We start from the raw sequence: 24,118 nt of genomic DNA, 5'->3' as shown, positions 1-24,118 counted from the left end.
TGAGTTATAAAATTGAGGATAATATCTAGAGATGCAAAATACGGCTGAGTATTACTGCGCCTATTGTGGCGAACCAAGCTTAACTTTTATTGATTTGAGTGCGGGTTCACAACAAAAATATGTAGAAGATTGTCAAGTTTGCTGTCATCCAAATATTTTGTATGTGCGGGTTGATGAAGATACCCTAGATATTGAAATTGATACCGAATATGAAGAATAAATTTTAGGGTTTTCTTTCCATGCTGCACTTTAAACATTCCTCAGTCATTGATGCGCCACCAGAAGTAGTTTGGAAATTTCACGAAAGACCAGATATTTTGCAACTGCTGACTCCACCTTGGCAACCAGTCCAGGTAGTCCGCCGCGAGGGAGGACTGGGGGAGGGTGCAATTACAGAATTTCGGCTTTTTATAGGTTTATTACCCTTGACTTGGTTAGCACGTCACACTGAATGTGAAAAGTATCGCCTGTTTACCGACGAACAGATATCTGGCCCTTTTGAATCTTGGATACATCGACATGAATTTGTCCTAGAAAATGACAAAACCAGACTAACTGATGCGATCTCTTTTTCTATACCTGGTGGTGATGCCGCAGAATTTATCAGTGGTTGGTTAGTGCAAGCGCAACTAGAAGCCATGTTTCGCTATCGCCACTATGTAACAAAGCGGGAGTGCGAGTCACGATAGCAGAATGCGCCGAAGAATCCAATAATTAACTAGTCCTGATTTTTGAAGGTTTGCCGAGAAACCCATTTCATCAAACTAGGAAACAACCGATACAATGACTGCAAAAAATTCCCAGAACCAACCATGACTTCGGACTTCTAATTCTTGACTGCATCCCAGATTGCATTTGCTACATCTTCAGGCTTCTCCACCACGGGATTTTTCAACACATTATTGAGTTGTTCGCGGCGAGTTTGCAATTCTTTCTCATCCTTACCCCGAAAAACTGCCCGTTCCATCAAACTACTCTTGATCAAATTCGGATAAATCCCACAAACATGAATACCTTTTGGCTGTAATTCTGCTTGCAGTGCTTCCGTCAACCCTGTCACGCCAAATTTACTAGTGCAGTAAGCAACTAAATATGCCATGGGCACTTTACCCCCAATGGAACTTAAATTAACGATAGTTCCACTTCCCCGTTGGAGAAAATGAGGCAAAATTGCATTAATTGTGTGGATATATCCCCATAAATTAGTGTCCATAACCTGGTGCCAATCACTAAGAGAAAATTGCTCTACTGGCCCAGATGCAAAGATGCCTGCATTGTTCACTAGCACGTCGATATAACCATAATGCTCTAATGCTTTTTGGATCAACCTGTCTACCTGGGATGGATTTGTGACATCACAAGTTACAGTCAATGGTGCTGAATGTCCAAGGCTTTGCACTTCCTGCGCTGTAGCTTCCAAGCGTTCAGCTTGACGGGCTGCAAGTACGAGGTTATATCCTTTGCGCGAAAATAAAAGCGCTGTTGCTTTGCCAATGCCTTGAGAAGCACCTGTAATCAGTACTGTAGGAGTCATACTCTAAGTTTGAAAAAAATATTTTATTTTCTGTCTATTAGTTTGGGCAAAAATTATCAAAAAACCTTCTGACTTTCGTTAGATTTTTCATAGCATATAGAACATTATTTTGCTGCTTTCGTTGCCAGGATTTTCTAGTAATTATAGTCAAGACGCCCTTACTCAAGAGGCTATTTCTTTACAGAAGTATTTCCTGAAAATCAGCAAAAATTCATCCTTTAGACTTACTTAGGCTTTGACATTAGAGACAGATGCCGCTAATTCATTAGATAAATAGAATGAAAAAGTATTTTATTGCTCAGTAAAATAATTAATGGATCTTTACCAAAGCGAAATAACTGAAAACATAGACAATAACAGGGATTGTAATGCCTTAGAGCAGTTTTAAGACTGGCATCGGTTTTATGGCTTACCTATTTTGAGATATGAACCGTTTAGGGTCGTGCTATTTCTGATAATTCTCCCCTCGCGATTGACGGTCTTTGTTGCAGGCTTTAGCTATTTCAGGCAAAAATACTAGTTATTAACTATACTATGATATCTGTTTTTCCACAGGTATTACCCAATCTCTCAACTGAAAACAATTTTTGGTATGGCGGCTGTATGTGCAATAATACTTAAAGCATCTTAATATTTCTAAACATTTTTAGATTATTGACACTATCCACTAATGGAGTTGTCTGGCTGGTGGTTGGTGCTTTTACCATGACTATATTTTGGGAATTTTCACCTGAATTCTACGCGGAGTAAAAACGTGATCGAGTTAGAACAACCACCCAGTTTTCAAATAAAACTAGCCCCAGTACTAAAAAATAAATCTCCGTTTGGGGGACTTTCCATTGCTATTGTCATTATTAGCATCTGGGCTATTAGCCTGGGTTTCTTACTTTTCCTGGACATTTCCCAGTTCAAATTCTTGATGTTAATGCCTATGCTACTTTGGCAAACATTTTTATATACTGGATTATTTATTACGGCTCATGATGCTATGCATGGGGTAGTGTTTCCCAAAAATCTGAAAATTAACCATTTCGTTGGCTCATTATGCCTTTTTGTTTATGGTCTTTTGCCATACCAAACATTATTGAAAAAACATTGGTTACACCACCATAATCCAGCTAGTGAAATAGACCCTGATTTTCATGATGGTAAACATGAAAATTTCTTTGCTTGGTATTTTCATTTTATGAAGAGTTACTGGAGTTGGCGACAAATTATCACCCTAATAATTATTTTTCATTTTACTAATCGTATCCTCCATTTACCCAGTGATAATCTAACTTACTTCTGGGTATTTCCCTCGATTTTAAGTTCGTTACAATTATTCTATTTTGGTACTTTTCTACCACATAGCAAGCCAAAAGGTGGTTATATTCAGCCTCATTGTGCCCAAACAATTAATCGCCCAATTTGGTGGTCATTTATCACATGCTATCATTTTGGCTACCACAAAGAACATCATGAATATCCTCATGCGCCTTGGTGGCAGCTTCCAGAAGTTTATAAAATGTCTAAATAATTTGTGTAATTGGGTAATTTTAAATTCCTTAGTTCGCTGCTGGTTGTTGCTGATTGGTGATTACTTCGACACCAACATCTGGTAGAGGTGGACGTACACACAAATACATTAACGGGCCAAATAGGGGAATCAAGGCAAATAACCAAAATAACTGATTATCTTGCCAACCCCGACGGGCAATATCATCTCTTAGCAATGCCGGAAATAATAGGCTAAGTAGACAGAAATCTAAACTCATCACATGGATAAAACGGCTAGTTTGCCACTGTTGGACAAAATTTCCCCAATCTCCTCCTTGTAAACCAAAGCTAACTAAAATAGTTGCGCCTATAGTTAGGGCAACTCCTGTGAAACGGGAATCTAAAAGTTTGATAAAGACATTCTTTTTGCCAACAAGCTGTTTATTTGATTCTCTTAAGGCTAAATAAGGCAATAAGGCAAATGCGCCAAGGGCAAAAGAGGCAGTAGCAAATGGCCAAGCAGGTATTTTTTGCCCTCTACCATCAATAAACAATACTGCGCTGTAGATTAAAGGCCAGATTCCCATAATATTGAATAGGGCAATAACTAAAGGGTTAATGCCTTGCAATTGACCTGTAGAAAGATTTTTAATTAACTCGAAGGTATCGGGTTGATCTGGAGGGGCAAAGAAAAAGGCATAGGAAAGAAATCCTAGCCATAGTAAACCAAGGGAAATTTTTTTCAGCATGATTTAAGCTAATTAACTGAAAGCTTCTGATAGATAATCTGCTGCGGCTGCTACAACTGCGATCGCACTTTCATAGTCTAGACGCGTTGGCCCCAAAACTCCCACACTTCCCACTGGTACAGAACCTCGGCGATAGGTAGAAGTAATCAATGTGCAAGTGCGTATCGGTTCTAGGGGGTTTTCTGCACCAATGCGAACTGTTACCCGTGATTTACCCATATCTTCCGGCTCTGATGCCTCAAAGATTAATCGCCACAGTTGATCTTGTTCTTCTTCCAGCAGATGGATAATCGTTTTTACTTGGTGCAATTGGGAAAACTCTGGCTGACGCAAAACTTCAGCCACACCCCGCACCATAATTTGTGTCGCAGATGGTGCGGCAGTGCGACGAGTTAATTCTGCCACTGAATTTTTTAAGAATTCGCCATAGCGTTGGAACTCTTGATCTAATTCACTCCAATCGAGAGTAGCTAATTCTAACAAACTTCGCCCCCGTAAGTGGCTATTCAAAAAGTTGGAAACTATCTGCAACTCACGGTCAATTACCTCTGGATCTGGTTTATTTTCTGGGGATTCTGACAGCAAATCCATTAACTTAGAATGTGTCTCATAAGCATCCGTCACCACAATCAACATGATTCTACCCGCTTCAATTTGCATTAATTGCAAATGTCGCAACTGGGCTGTATTGGTTTGCGGCATGGTAATCAAGCTAATGCAGCCGCTCAAAGTTGCCAAAATTTGCGCGGCTCCTTGCAGCAGAGTTTCCAAACTCCAATCTTCCCAATGGAGGCGTTTTTGCAGTGTGATTTCTACCTCTTTGGCTAAAGCCTCCGAAGGTGTAATTAGCTGGTCAACATACATCCGATAACCAGAGTCAGAAGGTATTCTGCCAGCAGAGGTATGGGGTTGGTAAAGTAACCCAGATTTTTCTAAAACGCCCATGACATTGCGAATGGTGGCCGAGCTTACACCCAGGTCAAACTCCTCAATCAGAGCTTTGGAACCAACAGGCTCTGCTGTAGCAATGTAGTGGCGTACAGTTGCCCAAAGTATATGCTGTTGTCGATTGGTCAGCTGGACTTGCATAGGGGGTTTTGTGCTGAAGGCAAATTTTAATCAAAATTTGAAAAGATTTGTGGATTTAAGCACAAATAAAATTAAATAATAATTAATTTAAAATGATAAATTATATACTTCTATTATAGTAAGTAATAGCGAATAAAAGCCAAGTTCTCCTTCGGCATTTTGGAAGATTATTGAGCTAACAGCTTGCCCGTGGGCACAAAAGCCATGGTTGATAGTAAAGTCTCATCCTTTTAAGTATTATTGCATAATAATTTGCTCAAAGGTGTATTTTTAAATACGGATTTTTCTAGCTTTGAGAAAAAATGAGTTAAAAAATACCTCTAAAGCTAAGACTACCAAGCTTTACCGCCAAAAACTAAACTGTTGCGCTGTGATTTTTCCAAATTTTCAAAGGCAGATGGAAGAGTTAATCTCGTCTGCCTTTTGGGTTATTTTTCGGCAGTCAGCAGCTAATATTGGGGAATGGAAGGGTCAACTAATATGGAGTAGGCAGCAATACCGCCTCCAATATTTTTAACATTTGTAAATCCTTGAGTAACTAACCACTGACACATCTGGGCAGAGCGGATGCCGTGGTGACACAGCACTAGGGTTTCGGCATCGGCATTGAAGCGACTCTGTACTTGCTCGCTCCATTCGGCAAATTGACTCAGGGGCAGGTTGACAAAGCCCTGAATACTTGCTGTGTCAACTTCTTGGGGTTCGCGCACATCCACCAACTGAATCCCCTGCTCGCCTGAAGACAAGCGTTTTGCTAGTTCCTCTACACTAATTTGGGTAAAGGTTTGACCAAAAGAATTCCCTGTCATGCAATTTTTGTAAACAATCCAATATTATTTATGTTGGCAGAAAAGCTGGAAAAAATACCACAGTCCAATCCCTAGAAGCTGCTTTTGTACCATAAGATCAAAAACGGAGCATTTACTAGGTCTAGCGTGAACAGGCAAAGCTCATTCTTTGGTTTCCTAGTAGCTGGTGCGATCGCACTGCTACTAATTGGTATTACTGGCTTTTACTGGTTTTTTGCTAAAAGTCCAGTTAACCTCGTCGCTTCTACCAGACAGCCTGGTGCTGCTATATTCGTGTCAAAGCTTGCCCCTGTGATGGTATCATTGCTGGCAAATCCAGACCGTTTGCAGGCCTTGGAGCGTGATGGAGAAGTTTCCCAACTCAAAACCAGTTTATTGGCTAAGAGTAGCATAGATTACAAACAAGATATTCAACCTTGGCTAGGACAGGAAATTACCCTGGCTGTAACTACTTTAGACATTGACCGTGACCCCGAAAACGGACAGCAGCCTGGGTATCTGATGGCACTAGCAACCGAGAAACCGGAGAAAAGCCGCGAGTTTGTCGAGTTGTTGTTTTCCCAACGGGTTTTAACTGGGGCAAATTTAGCAGTTGAACAATACAAAGGCGTAAAGCTGATTTATGACAATCAGGAAAATTTAGCTGGTGCGGTTGTTGGGGATAAATTTGTATTGTTTGCTAATGATCTAAGGGTACTGCGAGCAGCGATTAATAATGTCCAAGCCCCTGATCTAAATTTGATCAGTTCTTCTAAATACCAAAAAGCTACTCAAGAACTGCCCAAAGGTGCTTTGGCTGTGGCTTTTCTGAATCTGCCCACGGTGGCACAATGGCAAGGGTTAGAACTGTTAGAACCAACATACCACAGCCTAATAATTTCTCTGATATTAAACCCTAAAGGATTGCTGGCGGAAACTACTTTGCTGAGTAGATCAGAAGTTGTTTCCCCATCGCTGCCACTTTCTCAGCCTGTAGGCGCATTAAAATATATTCCAGCATCAGCGGGTTTGGTAATTTCCGGCGCGAATTTGAGAAATTTAGGTGACAGTAATCTTGGTAAATTCTGGAGACAAGGGACTGCAACTATATATGGTTCTGAGGAAGATGCCCTTGGACGATTGGTGCAACCCTTGGTGGATATTCAAAAACGCTGGGGTTTAAATTTGGCGCCGGATATTTTTAGCTGGGTTCGAGGGGAATATGCCATCGCTTTATCGCCTAGTGAAGGCAAAACCACTGCTGATTGGGTGTTTGTGGTGGAAAAATCGCCGGAGGTAGTAGAAGCTATTGGGCATTTAGATGCGATCGCCACTGCCAATAACTTAAATATTAGCTCCCTCACCCTAGGACAGCAAAAAATCTCCGCTTGGACAGAGTTAACCGCTGCGACTCAAGAGCAATCACCCCTTACCGTCGAGGCAAAAGTTAAGGGGGCCCATACAACCCTAGACAATTACGAAATTTTTAGCTCCAACTTGGAAACGATGGATCAAATCCTCACCGCTAAAGGAAATTCCTTAATTGACAATCCCGATTTTCAAGATAGTATTGCTGTTATCCCCCAACCCAACCAAGGCTATATATATCTTGACTGGACAAAGAGCAAAAAGCTCTTAGAGCGTCAGCTACCGATTCTTAAATTGGTGGAAATATTAGGTAAACCGCTTTTCAATAATTTGCGATCGCTTACAGTCAGTAGTTATGGTAATGAGACAACATCCCTTAAAGGCGGCGTCTTCTTCCAACTCCGGGGGTGATAAGTTAGACAACTTGGGGAAGCGGGGACACTTTTGAATCCCGCCTTCTATGTTGGGAAAAGCACCCTTTGTGTCACATTCCAATGTGGCACACACACTGGAAAATCACAGTTTTTCCCATAACAATAGTATATATAATCACGATAAGAGCCTATCGGAGGGCTGCTGTAACCATTCTCCGACCTAAAGGTACGGAGCTTTATCCCCCTCCCCACACTACCCGCAATTAAGGTGCGTACTTGCGCGGTTTGCGGAATTTCGGGCGCGGTTACGGTTCTAGAGAGTGTACTCACTCCCGCACCCCAAGACTCGATTTTCGTGGATACTCATTATCGCACTCGGTTACTAGCAAGCCTTGGGAACGAGTCAATTCTCTGCGTTAAGCATATTTCACCGTATTTCAATTTTACCAAAAGCCGTCCTCAAAGGACGGGGTTTCTACCCAGGAGTTTCGATGAAGTGTCGTCGCCCCCAGCTACATTTTCAAACTGGCTGTCTTTTGGCTATTTTTACGGCTATTACGGCAACACCTGCAATAGCAGAGACAGCAGCAAATTTTGCTACCCTCAAGTTGTCACCAGATTTTAATCCAGCACAAGGTATAGTTTCTGGCTATACAGGCGGTTCTTACTCATTATCTGCCATTAGCAACCGCGATCGCGATAAGAAAGCCTGTATCGGCTTTGCTGACCCCACTCCCGATCACATCCTAATTTTGGAAAAAGATTTTGCTCAACTAAAAATATTAGTCAACAGTGGTGGGTACGATACTACTTTACTCATCCAAGGCCCAGACGAAACGACAATTCGTTGCGGCGATGACACTGGTAAAAATAAAGATGCCAGCATTAGCGATCGCAAATGGAAAAGCGGCACCTATCGGGTTTGGGTAGGTACATTTAATCCTCAAGTGAAGGGTAACTACACCTTGACAGTACAGCAGCAATAATTAGGGGTTGGGTACTGGGTACTGGGTAATCCTTCTAATCCCTAATCCCCAATCCGTTTTTTTTAGCGGTGACACCTGGGACGATAAGATGGGAGTGTAGCTTGTTTTGCTTTGCAAGGGTACTATCTCGTGCTATCTAGACTCCGTGCTGACTTCCGCATCATCTTTGAACGTGACCCGGCTGCCCGTAATTGGTTAGAAGTTTTGTTTTGTTACCCCGGTTTGCAAGCCCTGCTATTCCATCGGCTTGCTCACTGGTTATATAGTATTGGTATTCCCTTTATTCCTCGCCTGATTTCTCACATAGCTCGCTTTTTGACGGGAATTGAAATCCATCCAGGGGCTGCAATTGGGCTGGGGGTGTTTATTGATCACGGCATGGGCGTAGTGATTGGCGAAACAGCAATTGTTGGAGACTATGCCCTGATTTACCAAGGTGTCACCCTTGGAGGTACTGGTAAAGAAAGCGGTAAGCGCCATCCTACTTTAGGTGAAAATGTCGTAGTTGGAGCAGGTGCAAAGGTACTGGGAAATATCCAAATTGGCCACAATGTCCGCATTGGCGCTGGGTCAGTTGTATTGAGGGATGTGCCTTCGAGCTGTACAGTAGTAGGCGTACCCGGTCGAATTATTTATCGTTCTGGAGTCCGGGTTTCTCCCCTAGAACACAGCAATTTACCAGATTCCGAAGCCGAGGTTATTCGCGCCTTAGTTGATCGAATTGAATCATTGGAAGAACAAATCCAAACTCTCCAACACCTTCATGTTTCCGCAAAAACTCCTGTTTTGGTGGGTGCGTTAGCCGTCAAAGAGAATGATTCATCAATACAAGATTCCCCCAAATGTAACCTCAGAGATAAGGCGATACAGGAATTTCTCGATGGTGCGGGCATTTAAACATGACTCAAGAGCCACTTAAGAAAACTTATTGGCATCGTCAACGGATACTCATAATTTTTCTGTCGTTAATTAGTGGCTCTATATTTTACCTGCTTCTAGTGCGATTAGGGTTGATATTTCCCCTTGGTGAACTTCCTGCGGTGTTGTGTATTCCCGCTTGTCCACCTGAATCGCAGATGCACACGCCCCCAGCGGGAAAGCAGTTATTAAATTATGACAAACCACTTGAGCAGTTAGTAACTGCGAATAATAAACAAAAAATTTCTCTCCTCATCGAGAAATCTCAACATCGGTTGACGCTTTATAGCGATCGCAAACCAGTCAAATCATACCCCGTAGTTTTTGGCACTAATCCTACTGGTGATAAGCAGGGAGAAGGTGACAGAAGAACACCGGAGGGGATTCTGCAAATCCAAGACCTTTACCCCCATCCCCAATGGTCAAAGTTTCTCTGGCTTAACTATCCTAATGTGCAATCTTGGCGCAAGCATTTTCAGGCAAAAGCTAGTGGTAAGTTAGGTTGGTATATTCCCATTGGTGGGGAGGTGGGAATTCATGGTGTACCTGCCGGTGCTGATAACATGATTAGCGAGCGGCAAAATTGGACTTGGGGTTGTCCATCTCTCAAAAACCAAGATGTAGATGAACTATATCAATATGTACAGAAAGGTACAGTTGTCGAAATTCTCCCCTAAATCAAGGATTAATTTCTGCACAAAACCAACCTTGGTTTTTATCGAAACGGTAAATCCTTCTATTCTGCGGTTCACCACGTAATTCTAAATGGTCTACCTGTATTGGCTCAAGTAGCAATAGACAGAAATTTGCTAGTGGTTGAATAGCATCAGGTGCTGGTGGTGTAAAAGCTTCTGGTTCTTTAACTCTCGGTTTACCCGAATTAGGCCAAGCGAACTGTAAACGCGCTGCATCACTCAATTCTTGCCACATCTTAATCCGGGCTGGTTGTAAATCTGGGTAAGAATCATCACCATTTACCAAAGTCAAATCGCCAGTAATCCGAAATTGCTCTCGTGTCTTCGGGAAATACCAACAAACCTCCGCCGCTGAATCATTCTCTATTTGGTCGGCTTTTTCACTACGGATATCAGTAATAAATTTTAGCTGATTGGAATCTTCTAAAAAGCCGCGAAAAACGACGGTACGATTAGCCGGAGAACCATTAGCCCGTACTGTAGCCAGTTGTAGATAACGGGCATAGACCAGACTGCGGTTGCGATGGAGAGCGTGGGCTAGAGTACTTCGCCAAAGTGCAAGTGACATTGTAAAATTACAACTCAGTATCAATATTTCGGTAATGTAAAAAAGACATTATACAACATCAAGTTCTGTTGCAATTAGGACAGTGGAAGAGGTAGCCTAAAGTGGCCATTTTGGCAATCTTTAATCCTCAATCTACTTGGCGTATAGTCATAATTTGTCCGCAAGCAACAACAAATAATTATGGTTCGAGAGCTTGAAAGAAAACGTCAGAGTGCAAAATTCCCAGAAACCGCCCCAGCTGCCAATCCAGTATTTTTTAGAACATATAGCCGCCGTACACAGGCAGGGCTGAGGGAATCATGGGATGAGGTGTGCGATCGCACTCTCCAAGGTATCATCGAGTTGGGAAAACTCAGCCGCGAAGAAGTTGCCATCCTGGAAAAGATGCAACGCAACATGAGATCCTTGCCCAGTGGACGCTGGTTATGGGTTGGCGGCACAGATTGGTTAGCCAAACCCAAAAACTTCTCCGGGGCTTACAATTGCACCTCCACCAACCTAGAAGACTGGAAAGCCTTCGGGTTGATGATGGACTTAGCAATGATGGGCTGTGGTACTGGAGCAGTCATAGAACCCCAATATATTAACCAACTGCCTCCCATCCGCAATCATCTGCATATTAGCGTCAAAGGTGAAATTGGTAGTACTCCTAAGCAACAGCGCCGTGAATTTACAGAAACCGATATAGAAGGCAACAACGTTACTATTCATGTTGGAGATAGCCGAGAAGGCTGGGTAAAATCTTATCAAACCCTTTTGGAAATCTCCACCGATGAACGCTTTGCTGGTGAAGTTAATGTATGCGTTGACATCAGCGACGTGCGTCAAGCCGGGGAAACACTCAAAGGCTTTGGCGGCATGGCTAATCCGGTGAAATTACCCGGACTTTATGAGCGTTGTGCATCCATCCTCAATAAAGCTGTAGGACGACAATTAACTTCAGTTGAATGCTGTCTATTAATTGACCAAGCTGCTGTAACAATTGTTGCTGGCAATATCCGTCGCTGTTTACCTGAAGATGCTTTAGTTCATACTTCCAAAGGTCTTGTTCCCATTTCCGATGTCCAAGTAGGTGATTTAGTACAGACTCCTCTAGGATTTCGGCGAGTTGTTGATAAATTCGACCAAGGATTTCAGGATGTCTATGAAATTGAAACTAATGCAACTTACCCTAGAGCAACTTTAAACCACAGACAAGCCGTTCTGGCTGATGCTCAAGGTAGCGTAAACTGGAAATCAATTGCGAGTCTAGTGGAAGGCGATCGCCTTTTACACAATACACAAGTCCTACCTGGGACAGTAACCCATCTCCCTGCTGACTTTACAGAATCCAGACCTTCCCAAAGCCGAACAGCTAAATCTTTTATCATTCCCGATCTCACACCTGAAGTAGCTTGGCTAATTGGCTTAACCCACGGTGACGGCTATGTTGCCCTTGGCCGCAATAAGTATGATAAGCCCTTTGGCCGTGTTGAATGGGCAATGAATAGCTTAGATACCGAACTCACCGCCAAAATCCAAACCAAAATAGATGCCGCTTTAGCTTTATTTGGATTGACTGCTACTCATGGCATCATCAAGGGCGAAAACACAGCCAAGTCAATTTGTTCCTCCATTCGACTAGCTGAGTACTTCCATCGCCACATTAAGCAGCCTAATGTTCCCCTAGTAATTCCTAGTTTTATTTTGCAGGGTTCAGTAGATATCAGAGCTGCTTATCTAGCTGGATTGATGGATAGTGACGGTGCCGTTAATAACCGACCCCCTCACTTAGTTACATCAGTCTATCAGTCATTTATCAGACAAGTTGGCACAGTTTTATCTAGCTTGGGTATCGCTGGTAGAATTGCCATCACTTATCCCCAGAAGCAGGAATGGCAAGTTAAATACAGTGTGACGATTCCAGCCCTCAAACAGCGTTACAATGCCCTGATTGCTCCTCACTCGCTCAAGGGAGAACTGCGCCAAGGACTCAAAATGTATGGTTTCACCGTTCCCGGTGCAATCATGCGGGAAGCTTACACCTACAGCGAGATGCGAGAAATGGGCTTCCAAGGTTCTCGCACTGTTGACGCCAATTATGAACGTTATATTGCTGAGGCTGATATCTCACTAGATATTCCCGTTACTGTTAAAGGTTTGGGCAGTTATGATCATGTCCACACTTACGACATTGAAGTTGAAGAAGCTCATTGTTTCTACTGCGATGGCTATTTGACGCATAACAGTGCCGGGATGAGACAATTCGCTGCTGAAGATCAACAAGCAGCCACCGCTAAAGATAATCTATGGCAGCAGGATGAAAATGGCAACTGGCGCATTGACCCAGAGCGTGATGCTTTGAGAATGGCCAACCACACCAGAGTATTTCACCGCAAGCCAACACTAGAAGAATCAATTGAAGCTGTCCGCAAACAATATTACAGCGGTGAAGGCGCGATTCAATGGGCTGGTGAAGCTGTAGCTAGAGCCAACGCTGATTTGCTATTAACACCAGCATTAAAAACTGACTTCTTGCAGGCTTATGACCAAGGTTTAGGAAAACAGTGGTTACAAGAACACTACCCTAATTTAGATGCAAATGAATTAGAGCATCGTTTGCAGCGATATGCTTTAAATCCGTGTGGTAAGTAATTTTGCCTCACGTTAAACACCGGGGAAAATCGGTGAACCCTGCGATTGGGAATACCGAGGTAATCAGAGGAATTAAAGCACCTTTGACACCGTACAGACTAGAGAGCGAACCTGTTTACAATTCAAAATTCTCTGATTCATTTTGAAATGTAAAAAGAATATAATCTGGGTTTAACCCCCGTTAAAAAACGGCTCCACGAGTCCCCGGCTACTAATGTTAATTTCCATCTTTAGTAGAAAATATAGTCGGAACTACTGCGAATGATGAAGCAGTAGAACTAGAGGATAAAAAGCCTCTAGGATAACAACTAGGAAATTACTGGTAGCGATTTTCACTGTAACCTTTCAGAGGTTCATTTAAACCAACTCGACCCAAATAACTACAAAGAACAAGAAGAAGCTTTCACTGCTGGGGCGCTGTCTGTAGCAGCACTTTTAAATCACAAATTTCTGGAACCACGCTATCAATACAGCCGTGAATTAGACCCAATTGTCGGGGTTTCCTTCACAGGTTTATTTGATTTCTTTGTTCATGCATTTGGTGTTGATTGGCTGCGTTGGTGGTCAGAAGGTAGACCGGAAACCCTCCAAGGACTGGCTTTTAAGCAAAAAGAACAGAAATATCTCAGCTTTTGGAAAGATACAGTGCATCGGGTTGTGTGGGAATATTGCGATCGCCATCATCTCAAACGTCCCAATCGCTGCACCACAGTCCAACCAAGCGGTACAAAGTCCTTACTAACAGGTGCTAGCCCCGGATGGCATCCCCCCAAAGCCCAAAGATTTCTGCGTCGCATCACCTTCCGCAAAAATGACCCAGTAGCCTTAGCTTGCATAGACTACGGTTACAACGTCATACCCTCCCAATCTGACAAAGACGAACAGGGTAATTTACTCAATGACCCCTTTGATTCCCGCGTCACCGAATGGTTAGTAGAAATCCCCGTAGCTGTATCTTGGGCTGATTTAGAAGGATGCGATCAAATTGATGTTTCTCAGTTCTCAGTTTTAGCTCAATTGGATTTTATCCTTCAAGTTCAGGGTTACTACGTCACTCATAACACCTCAGCTACTTTAGAACTCCGTTCAGAGGAAATAGAACCTTTAGGACAGCGGATTTACGAAGCCATACAAAACGATGAAGGATATATTTCCGCCGCACTTTTAGCCCGTTTTGACGATTTGCAATCATTCCCCCGTTTGCCCTTTGAACCAATCGATAAATCAACCTATGACAGTTTATCTGAAGAGGTTTTAGTGCGACGCAAAACAGATGATTTCTGTGCCGTCTTAAGCCGCTACGATTCCGGCGAATTATCAGAAGCTGGCCCAAGTGGCTGTGATTCTGATAAGTGCATGTTCCCCAGTCAGGAACCAACTACTTAAGCCCAAATCAACAAGATCCCCCCGCCTGCGGCGACCCCCTTTTTAAGGGGGTTGAAGAACATTAAGACCCATTTTAATCAGATTGAGAAAAATTAAACCCCCCTTAAGCTCGACTTTATCCAAAATTAAGAAATCGGTTTTCCTTACCCGGCAAAAACCCTGGCTTTTTGGCAAATACTTTTTCTATGTCACTGATTTTCGATCAAGTACAAAAACTAAAACTATCGTCCCACAAGGGTTTCAGCGTCAGGTTTTGGGGTTCGTAAAAATGGATAAAGTCGAGCTAAGTCACTAGACAACAGAATCACATGAGCCAAAGCTAGCTCCTTGGGGCATTTATTCTCAGCTTTGTTGCTATATTTAGGAACCGGATGCTCCTTCAATCCGTACTGGAAATTGTGGTTATCGACTACGTACTGATGTGGTAATGTAGGTATGTTTGGTAAGCAAAAGGAAAAAGCATTGTTAAGCGAATATCATAGAAAAAAGTTACTGCATCACTTTTACTGTCTGGATGCCGATAATTCAGGCTTCATTGGGAAAGAAGATGCTGAGATTTTTGCTGAGAGGTTCGCCAAGATACGTAGCGCAGAGCTTGGTTCAGATATTCACAAAGATTTGTTGTTTAAGTGGCTTCATGTTTGGGAGAATTTTTGGTCTAAAGCGGATTTGGATGGAGATGGTAAGGTAAGTTCCGAAGAATTTTGTCAGGGCATAGAGAAAACGGTTTCAAATCCAGATTACAACGATCCTTTAATAGAGACTTTGTTTGACATTGTTGATTTAGACAGTGATGGTCACATATCACAACAAGAGCATCATCTCTTTTTCAGTGTGTTTGACCTAGATGCTGAAAAATCAGCTTTTGTCTTCTCCAAGCTTGATATCGATAAGGACGGCATCCTCTCTAAAAAAGAGTTTGTTTCTGCTAAGAGAGAATTTCTAACTGAAAAGGAACCCGGTGCTGTAGGCAACTGGTTTTGGGGTTCTGTGGAGTAATGCACGCCATGATTTTGGGGGATTATCTTTATTTTTGCGTGCATTAGTCTCCACACCAACAATACATAGAAGCGCCCAAAATAGATTTACAGGTTACGATCGCTTAAGAAGTAATATTTTTTTATGGCAACGCCAGGAGACTTTGAAATGTTCCTTGATGAACTGTCACCAATATTTAAACAAGCTACCAACCACCCAGTCTCATTTTTCGGCGGGTTATTCTCTGGTGTGCTGCGACTTAACCTAGCAGAAGATCCAGTTAAAAGCTGGTTAGACAAACAGATTGGCTCAAACGGTTATATTACCCCCACCACTGGGGTAAATAATGGCAAAGCCTCTGGCCCCCAGCAGATTTCAATTGATTAACCCTCCTGTACTCCAATTCAACATAGGCAAAATGCAAAATTGAAAAAAAAGAAAGGATACACAGCAACGCTGTTTCCCACCCCTAAATTTATTTATGGGATCTGAATTTTGAATTTTGAATTTTGAATTCCTCCCAAAGGGGGTTGACATAGTTCCGGTGCTACCCATTGGGAAAGCGCCGGCTGCTAGTTGTCAATATATAAGTAACTAGGAAAATTAAATTACAAGCAAGCTGGTAGTAAGGACTTTAGGGAGTGAAAATACTTGCACAGAGGAGAGAGCGATTTATTGCTCACTACGGACAAAAGAGTGTAACTTATATTAAATATAAGAGCCGCTAATGTAATTTTATAAGAGATTGTAATATCCCATACTGGGAAAAATCTCACAATCAGTTATGATATGAGCGTGTATGTATGTTCAGCCACATAGCACGCTGAGTTGTAGACAGCACCAGCATTATGGCTGTTGCCCTACAAAATTCGTCAACCGTGAATCAGAAGAGACTAGGCAATATTTGCAATTTGTTTAGATCTGGATTCCAGCTGAACTAATGCCTCTTTGTCGAAAATTACGTGATCGAACATGACTATTTACGTTGGAAACCTCTCCTACCAAGCTACTGAAGCAGACTTAAAATCCGTGTTTGCAGATTATGGCGAGGTCAAAAGAGTTGTATTACCTACTGACCGTGAAACAGGACGGCTACGCGGCTTTGCCTTTGTTGATATGACCGAAGATTCTCAAGAAGATAAGGCTATCACTGAGCTAGATGGCGCCGACTGGATGGGTCGTCAACTGAGAGTTAATAAAGCCAAACCGCGAGAGGATAACCGACGAGACGATAACCGACGAGGTAGTTGGGGATAAAAAATATTTTTAGCAAAGGCGGATTACCATAATAGCAAATTAGCTTCTAGTTACGCAAGACTAATTTGCTAAAATACCAGAAAAACAAATCTTATAATGTGCCCGACTAGTTGTGAACAGTAGATAAATGTCCATACTAGTCGGCTTTTCCCTGCAAAGTTGCGAATTGCTGCTGGTGTATAGTCTCTGAAATTCAATGGCTGGACAAGGAGTATATTTACTCAATTAGTCACTCAGCATCAGCTTACTGTTGCGCGTCTACACTCTGGAACAGCTTAAAATTATCCATTTCTGTAGTTTATCTAAAATCACATTTAAGATATCAAATTACCTTTCTAAGATAGAGGCAGCAACCAAAAGTTGCGACCCATAGCACCAACTCAACAGCAACTCGCTAGGAAGTTAAAAAAATGGCACAAGCGCCAGAATCTTTAAATTTATCTATGGACTACGCTACAGATAAAAGTTTAGATCGTGATTGTACAACTTTATCTCGTCATGTCCTCCAGCAGCTTCATAGTTTTTCAGCAGATGCACAGGATTTGAGTGCGCTGATGAATCGCATCGCCTTGGCTGGTAAACTAATTGCCCGTCGCATGAGCAATGCAGGCTTAATGGAAGGGGTTCTGGGATTTACTGGGGAAGTCAACGTTCAGGGAGAATCGGTTAAAAAGTTGGATGTCTACGCCAACGATGTATTTATCTCGGTGTTTAAGCAAAGCGGTTTAGTTTGTCGCCTAGCTTCCGAAGAAATGGAAAACCCTTACTACATACCCGAAAACTGCCCTATTGGTCGCTATACCTTGCTGTATGATCCCATTGATGGTTCATCTAACACCGACACCAATCTTAGTTTGGGTTCTATTTTTGCCATTCGCCAACAGGAAGGAAATGATAGCGATGGTAAAGCGGCAGACCTTCTGACCAATGGACGCAAGCAACTAGCGGCGGGGTATATACTGTATGGGCCCTGTACGATGTTGGTATATACTATAGGTAAGGGCGTTCATTCCTTTACCCTTGATCCCAGCCTTGGGGAGTTTATTCTCACAGAAGAAAATATCCGCATTCCTGACCACGGCTCTGTTTACAGTGTTAATGAGGGTAATTTTTGGCAGTGGGAAGAATCAATTCGGGAATACATCCGCTATGTTCATCGTACAGAAGGCTACACGGCTCGTTATAGCGGGGCTATGGTGAGCGATATTCATAGAATTTTAGTTCAAGGCGGTGTGTTTCTCTACCCAGGCACTGTTCAAAAGCCTGAAGGTAAATTGCGGCTGCTTTATGAATCTGCTCCTTTGGCCTTTTTGATTGAACAAGCAGGCGGTCGCGCCACTACAGGACTGGTAGATATCTTGGAAGTGGTGCCGAAAAAATTGCACCAGCGCACACCTCTGATTATTGGTAGCAAAGAGGATGTTGCCAAGGTGGAGTCTTTTATTCAAAACGGTCACTAGAAGCGGGTAAAAAAGTATCAAAAGTGTGTTTAGCATTGGTCGGTAATTAGCACTGAGGAGGGGCAGTTTGGAGTTGGGGTTGTAGGAATAGCGCTGTTTGAATGTGAATTAAGGATTATCTCAGTTGGTCGATGTGATAGGTGATTGGCAGCGCCAAAATTCAATAGACACCATCAACTGATGAGTTTTGCTTTCCAACACTGGGAAACATTGTTAACAGGAGTTAAACAAAACAGCTATGACCACCAATCATTTATTAGAGATTAAACAATACGGTCAAAGTATCTGGATGGATAATTTGAGCCGTGACATTATTCAATCAGGGGAACTTAAAGACCTAGTTGAAAATCAAGGAATCTCTGGTATTACATCCAACCCTGCCATCTTTGAAAAAGCGATCGCTGGTAATGCCATTTATGATGCTGATATTGCCGCGGCCGTTCGTGCTGGATTACCGACATACAAAATTTATGAATCGCTAGTTTTTGCAGATATCCGCAATGCGTGTGATATTTTACGCCCTGTTTATGAAGCCACGAATAGACTGGATGGTTATGTGAGTATAGAAGTACCACCAACTATTGCTGAGGATACGCAAGCAACAATCACCGAAGCCCGCCGTTATTTCTCAGAAATTGGGCGGGAAAATGTGATGATTAAGATTCCTGGTACAGCGGCTGGTTTGCCAGCAGTGGAAGTGGCTATAGCAGAAGGAATCAATGTCAACATCACGCTGCTATTCTCAGTCTCAAGTTACATCAACACAGCTTGGGCATATATTCGCGGCTTAGAAACACGGGCAAGTGAGGGTAAGGACATCAGCAAAATTGCTTCTGTAGCTAGCTTTTTTCTCAGCCGGATTGATAACAACATTGACGCTAAGATCGATGCTAAGTTGAAGCGAGGCGTTGATGATATTACCCAGCAAGCCAAGCTGCAAGCTGTCAGAGGGAAAATAGCGATCGCTAACGCTAAGATTGCCTATCAAGAATACAAACAAATCATTCACAGCGATCGTTGGCAAGCCTTGGCAGCAATTGGGGCAAAAGTGCAGCGGCTACTTTGGGCCAGCACTAGTACTAAAGACCCCAACTACAGCGATGTCATGTATGTCAATGAATTAATTGGCCCAGACACGGTTAACACCCTACCACCAGCAACAATAAAAGCTTGCGCCGATCACTGCGATGTAGCCAATAGCCTGGAAACACGCACACAAGAAGCTTACAGGCTGATCGAAAGCTTGAAAGACCCAGACATCAACATCGATATCGATGCCGTGATGGACGAACTCCTCATTGAAGGCATTGACAAGTTTATCAAGCCGTTTCAATCCTTGATGAACTCTTTAGAAAGCAAAATCAAGGTATTGTCACCAGTGTAGGTAATTGGTAATGGCTAATAGGTAATTGGTAATAGGTAATATTTCTGTTCCTTTTTCCCAATTACCAGTTACTAATTACCCATTACCAATGCCCAACCCAAAATCCCTACTCTAAACTCCAAAATTGTTATGCCCAGTCTGCTAGAAAATCCCCTACGCGTTGGTCTACAACAGCAAGGGATGCCCGAACCCCAGATTATAGTTATCTTTGGCGCTTCTGGGGATCTTACCTGGCGTAAACTAGTGCCAGCACTTTACAAATTGCGGCGAGAGAGACGCATTCCCCCTGAAACTACCATAGTTGGCGTAGCTCGTCGAGAATGGAGCCACGAATACTTCCGCGAGCAAATGCAGAAGGGCATGTCCGAGGCTCATAGTAGCGTCGAACTGGGAGAACTCTGGCAAGACTTCTCTCAAGGTCTGTTCTACTGTCCTGGGGACATAGATAACCCAGAGAGTTACCAGAAACTGAAAAAATTATTAAGCGAATTAGACGAGAAAAGAGGAACAAGGGGAAACCGGATGTTCTACCTCTCCGTCGCCCCCAACTTCTTCCCAGAAGCTATTAAGCAACTAGGGGCAGGAGGGATGCTAGAAGATCCCTACAAGCATCGTTTGGTAATTGAAAAACCCTTTGGTCGGGACTTAGCCTCTGCCCAAAGTTTAAACCAAATAGTGCAGAAATATTGCAAAGAAAACCAAGTCTACCGCATTGACCACTACTTGGGTAAAGAAACTGTTCAGAATTTGCTGGTGTTTCGCTTTGCCAATGCGATTTTTGAACCGTTGTGGAATCGTCAATTTGTTGACCATGTCCAAATTACCGTAGCTGAAACAGTCGGCGTTGAAGACCGGGCGGGATATTATGAAAGTGCCGGCGCCCTGCGGGATATGTTGCAAAACCATTTGATGCAACTTTTCTGCTTGACTGCAATGGAAGCACCCAACTCAATGGATGCCGACAGTATCCGCACAGAAAAAGTAAAAGCACTACAGGCTACCCGTCTGGCTGACATTCATAATCTGTCACGTTCGGCAATCCGTGGGCAGTACAGTGCTGGCTGGATGAAAGGACAACCAGTGCCAGGGTATCGAGATGAGCCAGGAGTCAATCCTAACTCCACAACACCCACTTATGTGGCGATGAAGTTTATGGTGGATACCTGGCGCTGGCAAGGTGTACCCTTCTACCTGCGAACTGGGAAGCGGATGCCGAAAAAAGTTAGTGAAATTGCCATCCACTTCCGCGAAGTTCCTTCCAGAATGTTTACCTCCGCAGCGCAACAGGCAAACGCCAACATTCTGACAATGCGGATTCAACCGAATGAGGGAATTTCCCTGCGTTTTGACGTGAAAATGCCAGGGGCAGAATTCCGCACTCGTGCGGTTGACATGGACTTTAGTTATGGTTCCTTTGGTATCCAAGCAACGTCTGATGCTTATGACCGGCTGTTTCTTGATTGTATGATGGGCGATCAGACATTGTTCACACGGGCCGATGAAGTGGAAGCCGCTTGGCAGGTAGTCACACCAGCCCTTTCTGTTTGGGATGCACCCGCAGATCCAGCTTCTATTCCCCAATACGAAGCTGGGACTTGGGAACCAGCAGAAGCAGAATTCCTAATTAATCAGGATGGTCGTCGCTGGCGTAGACTCTAAAAATTTTAGATTTTAGATTTTAGATTTTGGACTGGGGAATTGGTAATTGGTAATTGGTAATTGGTAATTGGGGAAGGGGGTAATAATTATTACCTATTATTCATTGCCCAACCGCTAATCCAAAATCTCAAAATCTCAAAATCTCAAATCTCAAATCTCAAATCCAAAATCCAAAATCCAAAATCCAAAATTGACTATGGCTCCCCAAGCTCCTACGATTTTTTCACTTCAGGCACCAAAGGATGTTTCGCTCACAGAAATAGAAGCGGAACTAACTCAAATTTGGCAAAGTTACGGCATTACTGGCGAGGATGGTGGGCTACCAGCTGCTACCCGCGCCACAACATTTACTTTAGTGGTTTACGAACCGGAAGAAACCCAATATCTGTTGGCTGCTTCGGGATTTTACAATGGCCCAATTGATGGGATTTTAGGGCCACAAACAGAAACAGCCCTACGGGAAGTTCAAAAGCAATATGAACTCCCACAAACTGGTACTCCCACAAAGGAAACCCTTGCCATCTTGCGGGAAGAATCAGCCAAGCATCAGCGCAATGGGGCTCTTGATAATGGTGCTGGTATCAGCTATAGCTCAAGCTCGGCCAGCCCGACGATTGCCGATGAAATCGCCATTCGCAATCCCTGCCGCATTATTGCCCTATGTCCAGTAGCTGGGGAAGATGAAGGGGTTAAGGCTCAAGTTTCTGCCTATTGCCCGATTCAAAAGCAATCCTCAAGTACACTCATCTGCTGTGAATATATAACTCTGAGCGGCACTGCCAGCGCTTTGGAGCGCATAGGTGGGATGATTCCAGCATTGTTAATTGGTGGTTTGCCGAAGTTTCTCTGGTGGAAGGCGACACCAGACCCGAATAACTCTTTATTCAAACGGCTGGCAGCAGTCTGCAATAATGTTATTGTTGATTCTTGCCATTTTAATGCGCCAGAAAGTGATTTACTCAGTCTAGAAGAGTTGGTAGAAACTAGTATCCCCCTAGCTGACTTGAACTGGCGACGTCTGGCAGCATGGCAGGAGTTGACAGCTGAGGCCTACGATTCTCCTAACCGTCGGGCTGCCCTCAAGGAAATTGACCGCGTCACGATTGATTATGAAAAAGGCAACCCCGCACAAGCGTTGCTGTTTTTGGGTTGGCTGGCAAGTCGCTTAAATTGGGAGCCAGTTTCTTATCAAAGGGAAAGCGGAGATTATGACATAACTCGCATTCGCTTTGTTGCTCAAGACCAACGGCAAGTAGAAGCAGAGTTGGCAGGAGTGCCAGTTGCTGATGTGGGTGACATTGTTGGTGACTTGATTGCTCTGCGTCTAAGTTCCACTAATCCCAAGGCAGACTGTGGTACAGTCATTTGTTCGGAAACTGGTGGTTGTATGCGGATGGAAACCCACGGTGGTGCCCAGTCTGCGGGTCTGTTTCAACAGGTAACTTCACTTTCGGAACAAAAGGCGGAAGTGTTGTTGAGTCAGCAGGTACAACGCTGGGGTCGTGAGGCTCTTTTTGAAGAAAGCCTGGGTGCGATCGCCAAAACGCTAAAATTAGGCAATTAATTCAAACCTCATTCTTTTTACCCTCTTTTCCCCTGTGGGAAGGGGGTATTTTTTTTAGTAGCCTACGCTAATTTTCGGTAATACCTTGTATTATGATTTACACTAAAAGAGTAAATTAAAATTATCAATCCTTACCAGATTTGTAAATTAAAATCATGGCAGCTAAAGTCGTAAGTCTAATTAATCTCAAAGGTGGAGTTGCTAAAACAACTACTACTGTTCAATTAGCTGAGTGTCTTGCTAGTCAGTTTAGTAAAAATGTATTATTTATAGACCTTGATCCACAAACTAATGCAACTATTGCTCTAATTGGGGAAGAAAAGTGGGATGAATTAGATAGAAAAAAAACAAACTGTATTTCAAATTTTTCAAGATAAGTTAGATGACACATCGCATTTTAAGATTTCACAAGCAATTCAAAAAGGTGTTTCCAATTTAAAAATCAAAACATTAAGTTTATTACCTTCAAGTATTCGATTACTGGATATTCAGGATCGTCTTCCTGAGATAGCTATTAAAACAGAAGGGTCTATGGCTACGTCTTTGAAATTCTGAATAAATATCAAACTGACACCTACTATTATAAAATATAAATGATGCTGTTATAATATATGCAAATGACATAATAAATTATGTTTGTTCTTGCTTAGTTGCTAAAAGAGGTAAATATCGATGCAAGCTAGAGAAAAAATAGAACTGGAAATAGATAGACTCACGTTTGAGCGAGTAAAAACTTTGGCAATGGTTAATAAATCAACTGTACCAGAATTGCTCACTCAAGTAATTGCACGTTTAGTCGAAATTCAGGAGAAAAAAGACCCTTTGATGGGATTATATGCTGATATTCCAGAAGTGGTTGATGAAATTGTTGCTGAGGCTATGGAGAAAAGAGGATACGCTACATCAAATGACTAAAGTAGAAAAATCACTACTTGACACTGATATTCTTTCGGAAATTATTAAACGAGCAAATCCTCAGATTGTTGCCAAAGCTAATACTTATTTAAATCAATTTGAGAAATACACAATTTCCGTAATTACAGTTATGGAAATTGTCCAAGGTTGGCAAAAACGTCAACAAGCGGAACGTCTTCAGCAATTCTTAAATATTTTGACTTCACAGGAAATATTATCTTTTGATTTCTGTAAGCCGCACACTCGTGACTTCAAGTCATGAGTTAGGCGTTCCATATTTCTATATTTAGAATAGCAGATGCTTGCGTATTATGGTAAGATTATCACAGCGAA

General features: G+C 42.7%; 22 protein-coding genes and 2 pseudogenes. 19 read left to right on the top strand and 5 right to left on the bottom strand.

Annotated elements, in window-relative coordinates; translation table 11 throughout:
• Positions 1-31: 31 nt before the first annotated feature.
• Both H6G32_RS23870 and H6G32_RS23865 read left to right on the top strand, forming a co-directional pair.
• Positions 32-220 carry a CPXCG motif-containing cysteine-rich protein gene (locus H6G32_RS23870; protein WP_190462839.1) on the top strand — a complete coding sequence of 63 codons (189 nt, stop codon included), beginning with the start codon at positions 32-34 and terminating at the stop codon, positions 218-220.
• A gap of 19 nt (positions 221-239) precedes the next feature.
• A complete protein-coding gene (locus tag H6G32_RS23865; protein WP_190462837.1) occupies positions 240-689 on the top strand; it encodes an SRPBCC family protein in 450 nt (149 codons plus the stop codon).
• 29 nt (positions 690-718) lie between these two features.
• Here the strand turns inward: H6G32_RS23865 and H6G32_RS23860 are convergent.
• Positions 719-1,534 (bottom strand): annotated as a pseudogene (locus tag H6G32_RS23860) (SDR family NAD(P)-dependent oxidoreductase).
• A gap of 754 nt (positions 1,535-2,288) precedes the next feature.
• On the opposite strand from H6G32_RS23860, the gene crtW reads away from it, so the two are divergent.
• The gene (gene crtW / locus H6G32_RS23855) at positions 2,289-3,053 is read left to right on the top strand and encodes a beta-carotene ketolase CrtW (RefSeq protein WP_190462835.1); all 765 of its coding nucleotides are present in this window, start codon (positions 2,289-2,291) and stop codon (positions 3,051-3,053) included.
• 28 nt (positions 3,054-3,081) lie between these two features.
• Here crtW and H6G32_RS23850 read toward each other — a convergent pair whose 3' ends face one another.
• The 3 genes from H6G32_RS23850 to H6G32_RS23840 form a co-directional block, all read right to left on the bottom strand.
• On the bottom strand, positions 3,082-3,762 hold the full coding sequence (locus H6G32_RS23850) for a DUF2834 domain-containing protein (RefSeq protein WP_190462833.1): 681 nt from the start codon (positions 3,760-3,762) through the stop codon (positions 3,082-3,084).
• 12 nt (positions 3,763-3,774) lie between these two features.
• Positions 3,775-4,851 carry a heat-inducible transcriptional repressor HrcA gene (gene hrcA / locus H6G32_RS23845; RefSeq protein WP_190462831.1) on the bottom strand — a complete coding sequence of 359 codons (1,077 nt, stop codon included), beginning with the start codon at positions 4,849-4,851 and terminating at the stop codon, positions 3,775-3,777.
• A 449-nt stretch (positions 4,852-5,300) separates the two neighbouring features.
• A complete protein-coding gene (locus H6G32_RS23840) occupies positions 5,301-5,660 on the bottom strand; it encodes a rhodanese-like domain-containing protein (protein ID WP_190462829.1) in 360 nt (119 codons plus the stop codon).
• Positions 5,661-5,786: 126 nt separating this feature from the next.
• On the opposite strand from H6G32_RS23840, the gene H6G32_RS23835 reads away from it, so the two are divergent.
• The 4 genes from H6G32_RS23835 (at position 5,787) to H6G32_RS23820 (ending at position 9,962) form a co-directional block, all read left to right on the top strand.
• Positions 5,787-7,418, top strand: coding sequence for a DUF3352 domain-containing protein (locus H6G32_RS23835; RefSeq protein ID WP_190462827.1), 1,632 nt, complete (start codon positions 5,787-5,789; stop codon positions 7,416-7,418).
• Between the two features lie 454 nt (positions 7,419-7,872).
• The gene (locus H6G32_RS23830; RefSeq protein ID WP_190462825.1) at positions 7,873-8,367 is read left to right on the top strand and encodes a hypothetical protein; all 495 of its coding nucleotides are present in this window, start codon (positions 7,873-7,875) and stop codon (positions 8,365-8,367) included.
• 129 nt (positions 8,368-8,496) lie between these two features.
• Positions 8,497-9,264 carry a serine O-acetyltransferase gene (cysE, locus tag H6G32_RS23825; RefSeq protein ID WP_190462823.1) on the top strand — a complete coding sequence of 256 codons (768 nt, stop codon included), beginning with the start codon at positions 8,497-8,499 and terminating at the stop codon, positions 9,262-9,264.
• Between the two features lie 2 nt (positions 9,265-9,266).
• Entirely contained in the window at positions 9,267-9,962 is a 696-nt protein-coding gene (locus H6G32_RS23820) for a L,D-transpeptidase family protein (RefSeq protein WP_190462821.1), read from the top strand.
• Position 9,963: 1 nt separating this feature from the next.
• Here the strand turns inward: H6G32_RS23820 and H6G32_RS23815 are convergent, their stop codons facing one another.
• A complete protein-coding gene (locus tag H6G32_RS23815; RefSeq protein WP_190462819.1) occupies positions 9,964-10,548 on the bottom strand; it encodes an Npun_F5749 family FMN-dependent PPOX-type flavoprotein in 585 nt (194 codons plus the stop codon).
• Between the two features lie 180 nt (positions 10,549-10,728).
• Here H6G32_RS23815 and H6G32_RS23810 point away from each other — a divergent pair, with 180 nt between their 5' ends.
• The 12 genes and pseudogenes from H6G32_RS23810 (at position 10,729) to H6G32_RS23755 (ending at position 24,047) form a co-directional block, all read left to right on the top strand.
• Entirely contained in the window at positions 10,729-13,182 is a 2,454-nt protein-coding gene (locus H6G32_RS23810) for an LAGLIDADG family homing endonuclease (protein WP_242046719.1), read from the top strand.
• Between the two features lie 312 nt (positions 13,183-13,494).
• Positions 13,495-14,568: pseudogene (nrdJ, locus tag H6G32_RS23805) on the top strand (ribonucleoside-triphosphate reductase, adenosylcobalamin-dependent); the annotation flags it as partial.
• A 435-nt stretch (positions 14,569-15,003) separates the two neighbouring features.
• Positions 15,004-15,567 (top strand): EF-hand domain-containing protein, encoded by a 564-nt coding sequence (locus tag H6G32_RS23800; RefSeq protein ID WP_190462817.1) that lies wholly within the window; start codon positions 15,004-15,006, stop codon positions 15,565-15,567.
• Positions 15,568-15,714: 147 nt separating this feature from the next.
• Positions 15,715-15,933 (top strand): hypothetical protein, encoded by a 219-nt coding sequence (locus H6G32_RS23795; RefSeq protein WP_190462848.1) that lies wholly within the window; start codon positions 15,715-15,717, stop codon positions 15,931-15,933.
• 585 nt (positions 15,934-16,518) lie between these two features.
• Positions 16,519-16,803, top strand: coding sequence for an RNA recognition motif domain-containing protein (locus tag H6G32_RS23790; protein ID WP_190462816.1), 285 nt, complete (start codon positions 16,519-16,521; stop codon positions 16,801-16,803).
• Between the two features lie 410 nt (positions 16,804-17,213).
• Positions 17,214-18,263 carry a class 1 fructose-bisphosphatase gene (fbp, locus tag H6G32_RS23785; protein WP_190462814.1) on the top strand — a complete coding sequence of 350 codons (1,050 nt, stop codon included), beginning with the start codon at positions 17,214-17,216 and terminating at the stop codon, positions 18,261-18,263.
• A 238-nt stretch (positions 18,264-18,501) separates the two neighbouring features.
• Complete coding sequence (tal, locus tag H6G32_RS23780) at positions 18,502-19,647, top strand: transaldolase (RefSeq protein ID WP_190462812.1); 1,146 nt, start codon at positions 18,502-18,504, stop codon at positions 19,645-19,647.
• Between the two features lie 129 nt (positions 19,648-19,776).
• A complete protein-coding gene (zwf, locus tag H6G32_RS23775; protein ID WP_190462810.1) occupies positions 19,777-21,306 on the top strand; it encodes a glucose-6-phosphate dehydrogenase in 1,530 nt (509 codons plus the stop codon).
• A 196-nt stretch (positions 21,307-21,502) separates the two neighbouring features.
• Positions 21,503-22,870 carry a glucose-6-phosphate dehydrogenase assembly protein OpcA gene (gene opcA, locus H6G32_RS23770; protein ID WP_190462808.1) on the top strand — a complete coding sequence of 456 codons (1,368 nt, stop codon included), beginning with the start codon at positions 21,503-21,505 and terminating at the stop codon, positions 22,868-22,870.
• A 155-nt stretch (positions 22,871-23,025) separates the two neighbouring features.
• The gene (locus tag H6G32_RS23765) at positions 23,026-23,247 is read left to right on the top strand and encodes a ParA family protein (RefSeq protein ID WP_190462806.1); all 222 of its coding nucleotides are present in this window, start codon (positions 23,026-23,028) and stop codon (positions 23,245-23,247) included.
• A gap of 295 nt (positions 23,248-23,542) precedes the next feature.
• Positions 23,543-23,785 carry a hypothetical protein gene (locus H6G32_RS23760; protein ID WP_190462804.1) on the top strand — a complete coding sequence of 81 codons (243 nt, stop codon included), beginning with the start codon at positions 23,543-23,545 and terminating at the stop codon, positions 23,783-23,785.
• Complete coding sequence (locus tag H6G32_RS23755) at positions 23,778-24,047, top strand: hypothetical protein (protein WP_190462802.1); 270 nt, start codon at positions 23,778-23,780, stop codon at positions 24,045-24,047. The genes H6G32_RS23760 and H6G32_RS23755 overlap by 8 nt, the downstream gene beginning before the upstream one ends.
• Positions 24,048-24,118: the final 71 nt, after the last annotated feature.

This window comes from Cylindrospermum sp. FACHB-282 (genome assembly GCF_014697195.1).
Lineage (GTDB): Bacteria > Cyanobacteriota > Cyanobacteriia > Cyanobacteriales > Nostocaceae > Cylindrospermum.
The sequence above is the reverse complement of the archived record's forward strand: the minus strand, read 5'-3'. Positions and strand labels throughout refer to the sequence as shown.